We start from the raw sequence: 15,743 nt of genomic DNA on the forward strand, positions 1-15,743 counted from the left end.
GCCTTTTCAGTTCTGATCACTTGAGGCAGGGTGGGGAGGGCCGGCGACGAAGGGAGCTGTTCAGTGTTATGAAAAAAGAGTACAAATGTGCTCCATGGACACTTTATCCCCCAAACGCCGCGCCATCCTCGCGTTCATCCGCGAGCGCATCACCGATCAAGGTCAGCCACCGTCGCTGGCCGATATCGCCGAGCGCTTCGGTTTCGCCTCGCGCAGCGTGGCGCGCAAGCACATCACCGCCCTGAGCCAGGCCGGGTTCATCGACGTCACGCCCAACCAGGCGCGTGGCATCCGCCTGGCCGAGCCCCTGCGCCGGCCCGAGATCCTCGAGGTGCCGGTGCTTGGCCAGGTCGCCGCCGGTGCGCCAATCGGCCCCGACCTCGATATCCACGAGCAACTGCTGCTCGACCCCAGCCTGTTTCGACGCACCCCCGACTACCTGCTCAAGGTGCGTGGCGACTCGATGGTCGACGACGGCATCTTCGACGGCGACCTGGTCGGCATTCGCCAGCAGGGCGAGGCCCGTGACGGGCAGATCGTGGTCGCCCGGCTCGACGGCGAAGTCACCATCAAGCGCCTGCAGCGCACCCGTGATGGCTATCGCCTGCTGCCCCGCAACCCGGCCTATGCCCCCATCGACGTGACCCCAGGGCACGAATTCTTCATCGAAGGCGTGTTCTGCGGCCTGCTGAGGCGTGACTGATGGGCGCCGTGGTCGACCTCGACCGTTTGCTCGACCAGCGCCAGGTATGGCGCGGGCGGCAGGCCCAGGCACGTCCGCAGGGCCTGCAGCCCACCGGGCATGCCGGCCTCGACCAGCGCCTGCCGGAAGGCGGCTGGCCGGCGGCGGCGCTGAGCGAACTGCTGCTGGCCAGCCCCGGTTGCGGCGAACTGCAGCTGCTCTGGCCGACGCTAGCCCGGCTGACGGGCGAGGGGCAGCGGGTGGTGCTGGTGGCGCCGCCGTTCATCCCCTATGCCCCGGCCTGGCAGGCCGCCGGGGTGGACCTGCGCTGGCTGGTGCAGGTCGACGCCGAGGCGATCGATGCCTTGTGGGCCGCCGAGCAGTGCCTGCGCTCGGGCAGTTGCGCCGCCGTGCTGTGCTGGCCAGAGCGTGCCGACGACCGTGCCCTGCGGCGCCTGCAGGTGGCTGCGGAGACCGGCGATGCGCTGGCGTTCGCCTGTCGCCCGCACCAGGCCGCGCTGAACCCTTCGCCCGCCGCCCTGCGCATTGCCCTCGACCTGCGTCCGGCGCAGTGGCGCGTGCTCAAGTGCCGGGGCGGCCTGGCGCCGGTCACGCCCATCGCCTGCCCGGGGCGGGAGTAATGCGCCATGCTCTGGGCCTGCATCCTGTTGCCACAGCTGGCGCTGGACACCGTCCTGCGCGAACGCGACGACCCCGAGGCGCCGCTGGTGCTGCTGGGCGGTCCGCCCCAGCGCCGTGTGCTGCGGGCGGTCAACCCGGCGGCCAGTGAGCTGGGGCTGCGCGCAGGGCAGACGCTGACCGCCGCCCGCGCCCTGGCCGACGGTTTCACCTGCGTCGAGGTCGAGCCGGCGCGTATCGAGCAGTTGCAGCAGTTGCTGGCGGCCTGGGCCTACCGTTTCAGCGCCCAAGTCAGTCTTTACTATCCCCGTGCGTTGCTGCTGGAGGTGGGCTCGAGCCTGCAACTGTTCGGCCCCTGGCCGCTGTTCGAGGCGCGCTTGCGCCAGGAACTGGCGGCGCTGGGGCTGCGCCAGCGCATTGTCGTGGCCAGCAACCCGGTGGCGGCGAGGATGCTCGCCAACGGCCATGACGGCCTGGCGCTGACCTGCCCGCAGGCGACCCGCGCTGCCTTGCTGGAGATGCCCGTCAACCGTGTCGGCCTGCCGGTCGACGCAGTCGAGGCCTTCGCCCGCATGGGGCTGCACCGGCTCGAGCAGGTGCTGGCGCTGCCGCGCGATGCCTTGGCCAGGCGCTTCAGCGCCCAGGTGCAACTGCACCTGGACCAGTTGCTCGGCCTGCGCAACCTGGGGCTGGACTTCTACCAGCCGCCCGATCGTTTCGAGGCGCGGCTGGAGCTGAACTTCGATGTCGAGTCGCATCAGGCGCTGCTGTTCCCCTTGCGTCGCCTCATCAGTGACCTGGCGGCCTTCCTCGCCGGGCGCGACTGCGGCGTGCAGCGTTTCGAGCTGCACCTGGAGCACGCCGAAGGCGCGGACACCGTGCTCAAGGTCGGCCTGCTGGCCGCCGAGCGCGACGCTTCGCTGCTGTTCGAGCTGGCCCGTGGCCGCCTGGAGCCGCTGCGTATCCCGGCGCCGGTGCGCAACCTGCGCCTGCTGGCCGCCGACCTGCCGCCCTTCGTGCCTCAACGCCAGGCGCTGTTCGACCCGCGCGCGCAGCAGGTCCAGCCCTGGGAGCAGTTGCGTGAACGGCTGCGGGCGCGGCTCGGTGACGAGGCGGTCAGGGGGCTGCGTGCCGAAGCCGACCATCGCCCCGAGCGCGCCTGGCAAGGCGTGGAGCAGGGCGCCCAAGGCCAACGGGTGATGGCCCCTGGTCGTCGTCCCGGTTGGCTGCTGCCCACGCCCCAGCTCTTGAGCGAGGCCGGCCTGCAACTGCTGGGTGCCGCCGAACGCATCGAGTCCGGTTGGTGGGACGGTGGCGACGTGCGCCGCGACTACTACCGCATCGAGACCCGCGATGGCCTGTGCGGCTGGGCCTTCCGCGACCTGGCGGCCCCGGGGCCACTGTGGTTGCAGGGCTGGTTCGCATGAACGGTCCGGCGTATGCGGAGCTGCACTGCTTGTCGAACTTCAGTTTCCAGCGTGGTGCTTCCAGTGCCGACGAACTGTTTCGCCGCGCCCGCGAGCAGGGCTACCAGGCCCTGGCGATCACCGACGAATGCACGCTGGCGGGGATTGTCCGGGCCTGGCAGGCGGCGAAGCAGCATCAGTTGAAGCTGATCGTCGGCAGCGAGGTGCGGGTGCACCAGGGGCCGAAGCTGGTGCTGCTGGTGGAGGACCTTGCCGGCTACCAGAATCTCTGCGCGCTGATCACTCGCGCCCGGCGGCGCTCGGAGAAGGGCAGCTACCAGTTGCTCGTCGAGGACCTCGAGGCCCATCACCAAGGCTTGCTGGCGCTGTGGGTGGCCGAGCCCGACGACGGCGACGCGGGCTGGTTGCGGCCGCTGTTCGGCGAGCGCCTGTGGCTGGCGGTGCACCTGCATCGCGGGGCCGACGACACCCGGCGTCTGGCACAGTTGCGCGCGCTTGGGACTCGGCTGGAGATCCCGCTGGTGGCCTGCGGCGATGTGCACATGCATGTGCGCGGGCGGCGGGCGCTGCAGGACTGCATGACCGCCATCCGCGAACAGTGCGCGGTCGCCGAGGCGGGGCGTTTCCTGTTCGCCAACGGCGAGCGTCACCTGCGCTCGCTCGACCAGTTGCGCGAACTGTACCCGGACGATCTGCTCGCGCCGACCCTGCGGATTGCCGGGCGCTGCACCTTCGACCTGTCCCAGCTGAACTACCAGTACCCACGGGAACTGGTGCCCGCAGGGCAGACCCCGGCCAGCTGGTTGCGCGAACTGTGCCGGCGCGGCCTGCCCGAACGCTGGCCCCAGGGCCCGAGCGACAAGGTGCGCACGGTGCTGGAACGGGAGCTGGCATTGATCGAGGAGCTGGGCTACGAGAGTTACTTCCTGACTGTCCACGACATCGTCGCCTTCGCCCGCCGCCAGCGTATCCTCTGCCAGGGGCGCGGTTCGGCGGCCAACTCGGTGGTGTGTTTCGTGCTCGGCATCACCGAGCTCGACCCCATGGAGCACCGCCTTTTGTTCGAGCGCTTCCTCTCCCGCGAGCGCAACGAGCCGCCGGACATCGATGTGGACTTCGAGCATGATCGCCGCGAAGAGGTGATCCAGTACGTGTTCCGCCGTTACGGCCGACACCGGGCGGCACTCACTGCGGTGGTCAGCAGCTACCATGCCGCCGGCGCGGTGCGCGATGTGGCCCGGGTGCTTGGCCTGCCAGCTGACCAGGTGGATGCCCTGGCCAAGTGCTGCGGACGCTGGAGCGATCGCATTCCCGATGCCGGGCGCCTGGCCGAGGCCGGCTTTGATGCGCACAGTCCCTCGCTGCGGCGCATCCTGGTGCTGGCGGGGGAACTGATCGGCTTTCCCCGGCACCTGTCGCAGCATCCCGGTGGCTTCGTCATCTCCGAGCAGCCGCTGGACCGGTTGGTGCCGGTGGAGAACGCGGCAATGGCCGAGCGCACGGTGATCCAGTGGGACAAGGATGACCTGGACATGGTCGGCCTGCTCAAGGTCGATGTGCTGGCGCTGGGCATGCTCAGCGCGCTGCGCCGCTGCTTCGACCTGATCACCCGGCACCGGGGACGCGAGTACACGCTGGCGACCCTGCCCAAGGAGGACCCGGCCACCTACGCCATGATCGGCCGCGCCGAGACCATGGGTGTGTTCCAGATCGAGTCGCGGGCACAAATGGCCATGCTGCCCCGGCTCAAGCCGGTGAAGTTCTACGACCTGGTGATCGAGGTGGCCATCGTCCGTCCCGGGCCGATCCAGGGCGACATGGTCCACCCGTACCTGCGGCGCCGGCTCAAGCAGGAGCCGGTCACCTATCCATCGGAAAAACTCCAGGCCGTCTTCGAGCGCACTCTGGGGGTGCCGTTGTTCCAGGAGCAGGTGATGGAGCTGGCCATGGTCGCCGCCGACTACAGCCCGGGCGAGGCCGACCAGCTGCGCCGCAGCATGGCCGCCTGGAAGCGCCATGGCGGGCTGGAGCCGCACCGCGAGCGGCTGATCGCGGGCATGCTGCGCAATGGCTACGAACTGGCCTTTGCCGAGCGCATCTTCGAGCAGATCAAGGGCTTTGGCAGCTACGGTTTCCCCGAGTCCCACGCCGCCAGTTTCGCCCTGCTGTGCTATGCCAGCAGTTGGCTCAAGTGCCATGAGCCGGCGATCTTCACCTGCGCACTGGTCAACAGCTGGCCGATGGGCTTCTACAGTCCCGACCAGTTGTTGCAGGAGGCCCGCCGCCAAGGGATCGAGGTGCGCCCGGTGGATGTGTTCCACAGCGACTGGGACTGCACCCTGGAGGCCGTGGGCGAGGGGGCGTTGGCCATCCGCCTGGGGTTGCGCCAGATCCGTGGCTTTGGTGAAGACGATGCCTGCCGCCTGGCACAGGCGCGGGCACAGCGCCCGTGGCGCGACGTCGAGGACCTGTGCCTGCGCGCCGGGCTCGATGCTCGTGCCCGTGCGCGCCTTGCGGATGCCGGGGCGTTGCGCGGGCTGGTCGGTGACCGTCACCAGGCACGTTGGCAGGTGGCGGCGGTGCAATCGCAGTTGCCGTTGTTCGCCGGGCTCGAGCCGGTGTCCGAGCAGGCGGTGGCGTTGCCGGTGCCGAGTGTCGCCGAGGACCTGGCCGCCGACTACGGCACCCTGGGCACCACCCTCGGGCCGCATCCTTTGACCCTGCTGCGCTCACGCTTGCGGGCACTGGGCTGTCGCAGCTCGACGGAGCTGGCGGGGGTCGAGCATGGCGACACTGTCGCCGTGGCCGGCATCGTGGTCGGGCGCCAGCGCCCGCAGACCGCCAGCGGTGTGACCTTCGTCACCCTCGAGGATGAGCACGGGATGATCAATGTGGTGGTCTGGCGCGACCTGGCCGAGCGCCAGCGGCGGGCACTGGTGGGTTCGAAGTTGCTCAAGGTGAGCGGGCGCCTGGAGCAGGAGAGCGGGGTACGGCACCTGATCGCCCGGCGCCTCGAGGACATCAGCCCCCTGTTGCAGGGGCTGGATGTGCGCAGCCGGGACTTCCACTAGTCATTGGCACTTGGCTTGAAGGTGGCACGGTCGGTGTGGGAGCCGGCTTGCCTACGATAGGGCCGCGGCGCGGCCCCTCGTGCAGGCAACTCAGACCATCGCCAGGCGCTGCTTGCGTGTCGGAGCGGGGAATGCCTGCTCGATGTCTTGCAGGTCTTCTTCGGCAAGCACCAGGTCGGCCGCCGCCGCATTCAGGCGCACATGCTCTGGATTGACCGCCTTGGGAATCGCGATTACCCCTTCACCCCGCGTCACCCAGGCCAGGCTCACCTGGGCCGGCGTAGCACCGTGGCGCTCAGCGACCTGCGTCATCACCGGATGGCGCAGCAGGCGCCCGGCCTGGGCCAGCGGGCAGTAGGCCATGGTCGGCAAGCCCTGCTGGCGGCTCCACGGCAGCAGGTCGAACTCGATGCCGCGCTCGGCTGGGTTGTACAGCACCTGGTTGGTGGCGCAGGCGGGGTTGTCGAGCTCGCGCAGGTCGTCAAGGTCGAAGTTGGACACGCCCCAGCGACGGATCTTGCCTTGCTCGACCAGGCGCTCGAACGCTTCGACGGTCTCCTCCAGCGGATACTGGCCGCGCCAGTGCAGCAGGTACAGGTCGATGCAGTCGGTGCCCAGGCGCCGGAGGCTGCGCTCGCAGGCGGCCGGCACAGCGCGTCGGCTGGCATTGTGCGGGTAGACCTTGCTGACCAGGAACACCTGGTCGCGACGCCCGGAGATGGCCTGGCCGACCACCTGCTCGGCGCCGCCCTCGGCGTACATTTCAGCAGTGTCGATCAGGCCCAGGCCCAGCTCGATACCCTGTTGCAGCGCCGCCACCTCGGCGGCCCTGCGGCCCGGATCTTCGCCCATGTACCAGGTACCCTGGCCGATGGCCGGAACGCGGGAACCCGCAAGATTCACGTAACGCATGTCACCTCCTGTGGATGGGTATGGGTCAGCAGCACATCGAGCAGCGCTTCGGCGGCCTTGGACAGTTTGTGATCGCCCAGGGCGATCACGCCGATGCGCCGCTCCACGGTCGGTTCGACCAACGGCACGCAACGGGCGCCGAGCTCCTGCATCTGCCCGATGCACAGCGCCGGCACCGCGCTGACGCCCAGGCCGCTGGCGACCATGCGACCGATGGTCGACAGCTGGTGGCTTTCGAAGGCCACTGCCAGCTTGCCATGGTTGGCGGCCAGGTGCTGCTCAAGCAGCAGGCGCACCGCCGAAGGCCGTTGCAGGGCGATGAAATCCTCGGCCAGCAGCTCCTGCCAACGCACCTGAGGCTGGTGGGCAAGGGGCGAGTCGGCCGGTACCACGGCGACGAAGCGGTCCATGTACAGCGGGTGAAAACGCAGCGCCTCGCTGCTTTCAGGCTCGAAGCCGATGCCCAGTTCGACGCGACGGTGGCGTACCAGTTCCAGCACCTGCTCGTTGATCACGTCGTGCACGGTGACGTTGACCTTGGGGTAGCGCTGGCGGAACACCTTGAGCGATTGCGGCAGCAGGTTGCCGGCGAAGGCCGGCATGGCCGCCACCGAGACCCGCCCCAGCTGCAGGGTAAAACGCTGTCGCAGCATCTCCTCGGTGTCGTCCCAGTCGGCCAGCAGGCGCCGGGCCAGGGGCAGCAGCACCTCACCCTCGGGAGTCAGGCTGACGCTGCGGGTGGTGCGGGTGAGCAGGGCGCCGCCCAGGTTGTCCTCCAAGGCCTTGATGGTCAGGCTCAGGGCCGGTTGCGAGACGTGCAGATGCTCGCCGGCCTGGGCGAAGCTCTGGTACTTGGCCACGGTGACGAAGGCGCGCAGCTGCTTGACGTTCATGAGGAGTGGCCTTTTGTTTTGTAAAAATTATCAATCGATGACGAAAACAAAATTAACAAATCAGTCGACTACAGTGAAGATGACCGTACGGTTCCAACAACTACAAAAGGCGACTGAGCATGGCCGGACTGGACAAGCGTGTAGCAACTTATGAAGAGGCCCTGGCGGGCCTGAGCGACGACATGACCGTGCTGGCCGGCGGCTTTGGCCTGTGCGGCATCCCCGAGAACCTTATCGCCGAGATCAAGCGCCGCGGCGTCAAGGGCCTGACCGTGGTGTCCAACAACTGCGGCGTCGACGGCTTCGGCCTGGGCGTGCTGCTCGAGGACCGGCAGATCCGCAAGATGATCGCCTCCTACGTCGGCGAGAACGCCGAGTTCGAACGCCAGCTGCTCAGCGGCGAACTGGAAGTGGAACTCACCCCGCAAGGCACCCTGGCCGAGAAGATGCGTGCCGGCGGCGCCGGCATCCCGGCCTTCTTCACCGCCACCGGTTACGGCACCCCGGTTGCCGAAGGCAAGGAAGTACGCGAGTTCAACGGCCGCAAATACATCCTCGAAGAATCCATCACCGGCGACTTCGCCATTGTCAAAGGCTGGAAGGCTGACCACTACGGTAACGTGGTGTACCGCAACACCGCGCAGAACTTCAACCCGCTGGCCGCCACTGCCGGCAAGATCACCGTGGTCGAGGTCGAAGAGATCGTCGAGCCCGGCGTGCTGCTGCCCAGCGAGATCCACACCCCGGGCATCTATGTCGACCGGGTCATCGTCGGCACCTTCGAGAAGCGCATCGAAAAGCGCACCGTCAAGGCCTGAGCGCCGCCCTCAAGAACAACAAAGAGATCCTGACCATGGCATTGACCCGCGAACAAATGGCGCAACGCGTCGCCCGTGAACTGAAGGACGGCTACTACGTCAACCTCGGCATCGGCATCCCCACCCTGGTGGCCAACTACGTACCCGACGGCATGGAAGTGATGCTGCAGTCGGAGAACGGCCTGCTGGGCATGGGCGAGTTCCCCACCGAAGCCACGATCGACGCTGACATGATCAACGCCGGCAAGCAGACGGTCACCGCCCGCCGTGGCGCGTCGATCTTCGATTCGGCGCAATCCTTCGCCATGATCCGTGGTGGCCATGTCGACCTCACCGTGCTCGGCGCCTTCGAGGTGGACGTGGAGGGCAACATCGCCTCGTGGATGATCCCCGGCAAGCTGGTCAAGGGCATGGGCGGCGCCATGGACCTGGTGGCCGGTGCCGACAACATCATCGTTACCATGACCCACGCCTCCAAGGACGGTGAGTCCAAGCTGCTGCCCAAGTGCAGCCTGCCGCTGACCGGCGCCGGCTGCATCCGCAAGGTGCTGACCGACCTGGCCTACCTTGAGATCGAAAACGGCGCCTTCATCCTGCGCGAGACCGCCCCGGGCGTGAGCATCGAGGAAATCATCGAGAAGACCGCCGGCAAGCTGATCGTGCCGGACGATGTGCAGGAAATGACTTTCTAAGCAGCACCGTTGCAAGCGCCCCATCGCGGGGCAAGCCCGCTCCCACGAAGGACCACGCATCCCTCGTGGGAGCGGGCTTGCCCCGCGATGGGGCGACGCCGTTTCATTCCTATAAAAATCAGAAAAAGGAAAACATCGTGGCCGCTGATATCCAAGACAGCCGCTCCGCCCGCTTTGCCCTGCGCTGCTCCAACTGGGCCGAACGCTGGTTCCCCGACTCCTGGGTGTTCGCCGCCCTGGCGGTGATGCTGGTGTCCCTCGGCGCCCTGGCCATGGGCGGCAAGCCCACCGACACCGCCAAGGCCTTCGGTGACGGCTTCTGGAGCCTGATTCCGTTCACCATGCAGATGGCCTTCGTGGTCATCGGCGGTTATGTGGTGGCCAGCTCGCCACCCGCTGCCCGGTTGATCGACCGCCTGGCGCGCCTGCCGAAGAACGGCCGCTCGGCGGTGTGTTGGGTGGCGCTGATCTCGATGCTCGCCTCCTTGCTCAACTGGGGCCTGTCGCTGGTGTTCGGCGGCCTGCTGGTACGCGCCCTGGCCCGTCGCAGCGACCTGAAGATGGACTACCGCGCCGCCGGTGCCGCCGCCTACCTGGGCCTGGGCGCGGTGTGGGCGCTGGGCCTGTCGTCGTCGGCCGCGCAGCTGCAGGCCAACCCGGCCAGCCTGCCGCCATCGATCCTGTCGATCACCGGGGTGATCCCGTTCACCGAGACCATCTTCCTCTGGCAGTCCGGGGTGATGCTTGCCGCGCTGGTGGTCGTCTCGCTGGTCGTGGCCTATGCCACCGCGCCTGGGCCGAACAGCGCCCGCAGCGCACAGGACTGCGGCGTCGACCCGAGCTTCAGCGCGCCGCCTTCGCCACAGCGCACCCGCCCGGGCGAGTGGCTGGAATACAGCCCGATCCTGATCCTGCTGCTGGTTGCCCTGGCCGCCGGCTGGCTGTACCAGGAGTTCGCCACCAAGCCTGCGATCACCGCGATTTCCGGGTTGAACACCTACAACCTGCTGTTCATCATGCTCGGCGCCTTGTTGCACTGGCGTCCGCGCAGCTTCCTCGACGCGGTGACGCGTGCCGTGCCGACCACCACCGGGGTGTTGATCCAGTTCCCGCTGTATGGCTCGATCGCCGCCATCCTCACCCAGGTCAAGGGCGCGGACGCCCAGACCCTGGCGCACCATATCTCGGTGTTCTTCACCCAGATCGCCACCCATGACACCTATGCGCTGCTGATGGGCGTGTACTCGGCGGTGCTCGGTTTCTTCATTCCGTCCGGCGGCGGCAAATGGATCATCGAGGCGCCCTACGTGATGCTGGTGGCCAACGACCTGCAGTACCACCTGGGCTGGGCGGTGCAGATCTACAACGCCGCCGAGGCGCTGCCGAACCTGATCAACCCGTTCTACATGCTGCCGCTGCTGGGGGTGCTGGGGCTAAAGGCGCGCGACCTGATCGGCTTCTCGTTCGTGCAGTTGCTGGTGCATGTGCCGCTGGTGCTGGTGTTGCTGTGGGCGCTGGGCACGACCTTGCAGTATGTGCCGCCGGTGATGCCGTAAGGCCCAAGTCGTGGAGCTGCACGGCAGCTCCACATCGTTCACGGCGACAGGGCAAAAATTTTTCTCTGTAGCGCAACAGCTCTATCTCAATGGTTTCATTCAACACGGAGAGCGGTGTTACAAAAAACCGGGTGATGGCAAATTGACGCCAATATGATGGCAAAATAGTATGCCCGCCACTTTGCACTGTTCACCAGGGATTGGTCATGGCGGGACGTCTAGTTTCAGGGCGCAAAACGGCCCTCTGTGCGCTTGTCAGCCTGCTGTGCTGCCCTCTGGCCTGGGCCGTTTCACCCGGTGACCAGGACCTGATCCGCGACCGCCAGGACCGCCTGCTTGAAGAGCAGCAACGCCGCCTCGAAGAACTGCGCAACCTGCCCGGCAAGGCCGCCGAACCCGGTGAAGCGCAACCGGCGGCCGACAGCCGCTGCTTCACCATCCACACCATCGAACTCAAGGGCGCCGACAGCCTGTCCGCCGCCGACCGCGACCGCCTGCTCAAGCCCTTCATCGACCAGTGCCTGGGCGTCACCCAGCTCAATGCCCTGCTCAAGGCCATCACCGACCATTACCTGGGGCGCGGCCTGGTCACCAGCCGCGCCTACCTGCCGCAGCAGGACCTGTCCTCGGGCCACCTGCAGGTGCTGGTGGTGGAAGGGCGCCTGGAGGGGCTGCGCCCGGACTCGAACAGCGGCTTGAGCGACCGCGAACTGGCCATGGCCTTCCCCGGCGCTATCGACCAGCGCCTGAACCTGCGCGAGATCGAGCAGATGGTCGACCAGCTCAACCGCCTGCCGTCGAACAAGGCGCAGATCGAGCTGACCCCGGGCAAGGCCGTCGGCGGTAGCGAAGTGCTGGTGCGCAACACCCAACAGAAACCCTGGCGCGCTTCGCTGTCGCGCAACAACGAAGGCCAGCGCAGCACCGGCGAGCAGATGCTCAACCTCGGCCTGGAATGGGACAGCCCGCTGGGCCTGGCTGACCAGCTGATGCTGCGCGGCGGCCACGACGTGGTCAGCGATCACACCCAGGGTTCGAAGAACGGCGTGCTGTTCTACAACCTGCCCTGGGGCTGGTGGAACTTCACCTACAGCTACAGCGAGAGCGAATACCGCTCCCTGGCCCAGGCCAACGGCTTTGCCTTCAAGCAGACCGGCGACAGCCAGAACCACCAACTGCGCGCCGAGCGCGTGGTGCACCGCGATGCCACCAGCAAGACCTCGCTCAATGCCGGCATGGCCCACCTGCGCACCAACAACTACATCGAGGACAGCCGCCTGGCCGGCAGCAGCAACCGCCTCAGCGAGGCGCAGTTCGGCATCAACCATGGCCGGCGCCTGGGCAATGCCTTCGTCAACCTCGACCTGGGCACCCAGGAGGGCATCGGCGCCTTCGACGCCCAGGACAACGGCCATCCACGCCCGGGCCAGCCGGTGGCGCGCTACCGCAAGTACAGCGCCACGCTCAGCTACGTGCAGGGTTTCCAGCTCTTTGGCGAGCGCCTGAGCTTCACCAGCCTGGCCACCGGCCAGCGCAGCGAAGACGTGCTGTTCAGCCCGCAGCGCATCAGCCTTGGCGGGCTGTCGTCGGTGCGCGGCCTGAAGGACCAGTCGCTGTCCGGCGACAGCGGCGGCTACTGGCGCAACGACCTGCGCTGGACCCGCCCGGTGAACTGGCCGCTGCTGCAACCGCTGGTGGCCGAGTACGGCCTGGGCCTGGGCTACGACCTCGGGGTAATCCGCAACGATCGCTACAACGGCGAGTATCACGGCCGTGCCAGCAGCCATTCGCTGGAGCTGTTCGCCCGCGGCCAGCACATGGCCGCCAGCGTGACCTTCGCCCACAGCCTGGAACGCCCCGACGTGCTGACCGAAAAGGAACGCCCGGTGTATTTCCGCCTGGACTTCTTCATTTGACCGCCTGATTCACGAGACCTGACATGGACGTCCGCCTGTTTGCCTTCCTGGCCCGCCAACGCTCGGCCGAAATTCAGCCCCGTGAGCATTTCTGCGGGTTGCCCAAGCGTGGCCTGGCCTTCCTGCTGGCCAACGCCATGTTCTGGCAGCCGCTGTGGGCGCAGGCCGCCGAAGGCGTGGTGGTCAGCGGGCCGGGCACCAGCCTCGGCCAGGCGGGCAATGGCGTGCCGATCGTCAACATTGCCGCGCCCAACGGCAGCGGGCTGTCGCACAACCAGTTCAGCGACTACAACGTCGGTCAACAGGGGCTGATCCTCAACAATGCCACCGATCGTACCCAGGCTACCCAGTTGGGCGGGATCATCCTTGGCAACCCGAACCTGCAGGGGGCGGCGGCCAATGTCATCCTCAACGAGGTCAACGGCGCCAACGCCAGCCAGCTGCGCGGCTATACCGAAGTGGCCGGACGCGGGGCGCATGTCATCGTCGCCAACCCCCATGGCATTACCTGTGATGGCTGCGGTTTCATCAACACGCCACAGGCGACACTCAGTACCGGCAAGCCGGTGATCGAGAACGGCCAGCTGACCCGCTACCAGGTCGACCAGGGCCACATCGCCATCGAAGGGGCGGGAATCAACGCCAGCAACGTCGACAGCTTCGAGCTGATTGCCCGCAGTACCAAGATCAACGCCGAGATCCAGGCCCGCAACCTGGCCATCGTCGCCGGGCGCAACGATGTCGATGCCCGCACCTTGGCGGCCACCGCGCGTGCTGACGACGGCAGCGCCAAGCCGAGCCTGGCGATCGACTCCAGCTCGCTGGGCGGCATGTATGCCGGCGCGGTCAGGCTGGTCGGCACCGAGGCCGGTGTCGGTGTGCGCCTCGACGGGCGGATGATCGCCAGCGGTGGCGATATCCAGCTCGATGCCAATGGTCAGTTGCGCATGGCCCAGGCCAGTGCCACCGGGGACGTACGCCTGCAGGCGCAGACCATTGATGCGCAGGGCCCGGTGCATGCCGGCAAGCAACTGCAGCTGGACAGCCGCGGAGAGTTGGTCAACCGCCAGGGGCTGACCGCTGCAGGTTCGGTACAACTGGACGCGGCTGGCAAACTGAGCAACCTCGGCGGTATCCAGGCGGGTATCGACGCCGCTGGCAACCGCGTGGCCGATGCCGACCTGAATGTCAACGCCGGTGCCGTGGACAACCGCAACCAGCGCTTGATCGCCAGTGGTGACCTGACGCTGTCCACGGGTGGCCGCCTGGATAACCAGGGCGGCAGTCTCAGCGCCGGGCGCCATGTCGACATCAACGCCGCAACGCTGGATAACCGCCAGCAGGGCAAGGTTGTCGCGGACGGGCGCATGACCCTGGCCGGTGGGCAACTGCTTAACAGCGACCGTGGCCAGATCACCAGCCAAGGCGCGCTGAACGCCACCTGGACCCAACTCGACAACCAGGCCGGCGAGTTGTCCAGCCTCGATGTCCTGGCCCTGAACCTCGGTAGCCTGGACAACCGCAATGGCAAGGTCCTGGCCAACCGGGGCATTACCGTCACCAGCCAGGGACTGGTCGACAATCGGACCGGCCGGATCGCCAGCCAGACTTCCCTTGACCTTACCGCCCAGGCCCTGAACAACGGTCAGGGCGGCCATATCAGCGGCAACCAGGCGGTCACGGTCAACGTCTGTCGGCTCGACCAGCAAGGTGGCCACCTGAGCAGCGTCACCGAGCTGACCCTTGACCTGAACCATGGCCGGCTGGACAACCGCGACGGCGAGATCGTCGCCAACCAGTTGCGTCTGCGGCAGATGGCCGATATCGACAACCAGCGTGGCGAGATCTTCAGCAAGGGCGCCTTCAGCCTGACGGGCCGCAGTCTCGACAACACCGGTGGCAAGTTCTACAGCGAGCAGGCCCTGACCGTGCGCCTCGATCAGTTGCTCGACAACCTGGATGGCCTGGTCTCGGCCGAGGGCCTGGATATCCAGGCCCTGGCGTTGCACAACCAGGGCGGCGTGGTCACCAGCAAGTCCGGCCTGGTATTGACCACCCGCGCAGCCATCGACAACCAGCACGGCGAGATCTCCAGCACCGGTCACGGCCAGGTAAAGGCCGGCAGCCTCGACAACCGTGAGGGTATGGTCACGGGTGGGGCGCTGGAACTGGTGGTCGCGCAGGCGCTGGACAATCGCCAGGGCGTGCTGGCCGCAGGCAAGGCAATGACGCTGAACGCCGCCAGCCTCGACAACCGCGAGCAAGGCAAGCTGCTCAGCGATGGCACGCTGACCGCCAAGGTCACCGGCCTGCTGGACAACCAGGCCAAGGGCCTGGTGAATGGCCAGGGTACCACTGATATCGACGCGGGGCAGTTGGATAACCGTGGTGGCCGGTTGCAGGGCAAGGACCTGCTGACCCTGCATGGCCAGCACTGGGACAACCGCGGTGGCAAGATCGAGGGCGATGGCGCGATGACGCTGACCATTGACCACCTCGACAACCGCGACCAGGGCCTGGTCAGCGGCCAGGCCGGGGTGCGCTTCAATGGCACCGAACTGCTTAACCAGCTCGGCATTTTCGGCGCGAAGGGCAACCTGGACCTGGTCGCTGCGTACCTGGACAACAGCGGTGGCAGCCTGACCAGCGGCGGCGATCTTGATGGGCAGGTCACGCGTCTGGAACAGCTCGGCGGCAAGCTGTCCGCCGACGGCAAGCTGACCCTCAAGGGCGATTCGCTGGTCAACCGCCAGGGCGCCGTGCTGGGCGCCGGGCAGGGCATGCGCCTGACCGTGGGCAGCGTCGACAACCGTGGCGGTGAGCTGTCCGCGGCCAAGGCGCTGAGCCTGACCGGGCAGCGCCTGGACAACACCGGCGGCCAGGTCCTGGCCGAAACCGACCTGGCGCTGACGGTAGCCGAGGTCATCAACCAGGCCCAGGGCTTGCTGCGCGGCAAGGGCCAACTGACCCTCGACGGCCAGACCCTGGACAACCGCGATGGGCGTGTTTCCGGCGAGCAGGGCGTGCGCCTGCGCCTCGGCCAGGCGCTCGACAACGGCAAGGGGCTGCTGACCAGCGAGGGTGACCTCGATATCGGCGCCGCCAGCCTCGACAACACCGACGCCGAGCTGAGCAGC

At 67.3% G+C, this 15,743-nt stretch carries 11 protein-coding genes; 9 read left to right on the forward strand and 2 right to left on the reverse strand.

Annotation, left to right across the window (positions count from 1 at the left end):
- Nucleotides 1-94 precede the first annotated feature (94 nt).
- Genes lexA through AC25M7_RS15665 form a run of 4 tightly spaced genes read left to right on the forward strand, consistent with a single transcriptional unit; the run spans nt 95 to nt 5,819 of the window.
- Nucleotides 95-703, forward strand: coding sequence for a transcriptional repressor LexA (gene lexA, locus AC25M7_RS15650; RefSeq protein WP_081791599.1), 609 nt, complete (start codon nt 95-97; stop codon nt 701-703).
- The gene (imuA, locus tag AC25M7_RS15655) at nt 703-1,323 is read left to right on the forward strand and encodes a translesion DNA synthesis-associated protein ImuA (protein ID WP_028691544.1); all 621 of its coding nucleotides are present in this window, start codon (nt 703-705) and stop codon (nt 1,321-1,323) included. Before lexA ends, imuA begins: the two co-directional genes overlap by 1 nt.
- 6 nt (nt 1,324-1,329) lie before the next feature.
- Nucleotides 1,330-2,748, forward strand: coding sequence for a Y-family DNA polymerase (locus tag AC25M7_RS15660; protein WP_028691543.1), 1,419 nt, complete (start codon nt 1,330-1,332; stop codon nt 2,746-2,748).
- Nucleotides 2,745-5,819 (forward strand): error-prone DNA polymerase, encoded by a 3,075-nt coding sequence (locus AC25M7_RS15665; protein ID WP_486971239.1) that lies wholly within the window; start codon nt 2,745-2,747, stop codon nt 5,817-5,819. Before AC25M7_RS15660 ends, AC25M7_RS15665 begins: the two co-directional genes overlap by 4 nt.
- A 90-nt stretch (nt 5,820-5,909) precedes the next feature.
- On the opposite strand, the gene AC25M7_RS15670 is transcribed toward AC25M7_RS15665, so the two are convergent.
- Both AC25M7_RS15670 and AC25M7_RS15675 read right to left on the reverse strand, forming a co-directional pair.
- Nucleotides 5,910-6,731 (reverse strand): aldo/keto reductase, encoded by an 822-nt coding sequence (locus tag AC25M7_RS15670; protein ID WP_486971240.1) that lies wholly within the window; start codon nt 6,729-6,731, stop codon nt 5,910-5,912.
- Nucleotides 6,719-7,624, reverse strand: coding sequence for a LysR family transcriptional regulator (locus AC25M7_RS15675; protein ID WP_028691540.1), 906 nt, complete (start codon nt 7,622-7,624; stop codon nt 6,719-6,721). Before AC25M7_RS15675 ends, AC25M7_RS15670 begins: the two co-directional genes overlap by 13 nt.
- Before the next feature lie 119 nt (nt 7,625-7,743).
- On the opposite strand from AC25M7_RS15675, the gene AC25M7_RS15680 reads away from it, so the two are divergent.
- The 5 genes from AC25M7_RS15680 to AC25M7_RS15700 form a co-directional block, all read left to right on the forward strand.
- Complete coding sequence (locus AC25M7_RS15680; protein WP_069016620.1) at nt 7,744-8,442, forward strand: CoA transferase subunit A; 699 nt, start codon at nt 7,744-7,746, stop codon at nt 8,440-8,442.
- A 35-nt stretch (nt 8,443-8,477) separates the two neighbouring features.
- Nucleotides 8,478-9,134 carry a CoA transferase subunit B gene (locus tag AC25M7_RS15685; protein WP_028691538.1) on the forward strand — a complete coding sequence of 219 codons (657 nt, stop codon included), beginning with the start codon at nt 8,478-8,480 and terminating at the stop codon, nt 9,132-9,134.
- Nucleotides 9,135-9,271: 137 nt separating this feature from the next.
- The gene (locus AC25M7_RS15690; protein ID WP_062360297.1) at nt 9,272-10,690 is read left to right on the forward strand and encodes a short-chain fatty acid transporter; all 1,419 of its coding nucleotides are present in this window, start codon (nt 9,272-9,274) and stop codon (nt 10,688-10,690) included.
- Between the two features lie 206 nt (nt 10,691-10,896).
- A complete protein-coding gene (locus tag AC25M7_RS15695; RefSeq protein WP_486971241.1) occupies nt 10,897-12,606 on the forward strand; it encodes a ShlB/FhaC/HecB family hemolysin secretion/activation protein in 1,710 nt (569 codons plus the stop codon).
- Between the two features lie 23 nt (nt 12,607-12,629).
- Nucleotides 12,630-15,743 (forward strand): two-partner secretion domain-containing protein (locus AC25M7_RS15700; protein ID WP_486971242.1); only part of this gene is annotated, 3,114 nt, incomplete at its 3' end.

Source organism: Pseudomonas sp. P106(2024) (genome assembly GCF_057480815.1).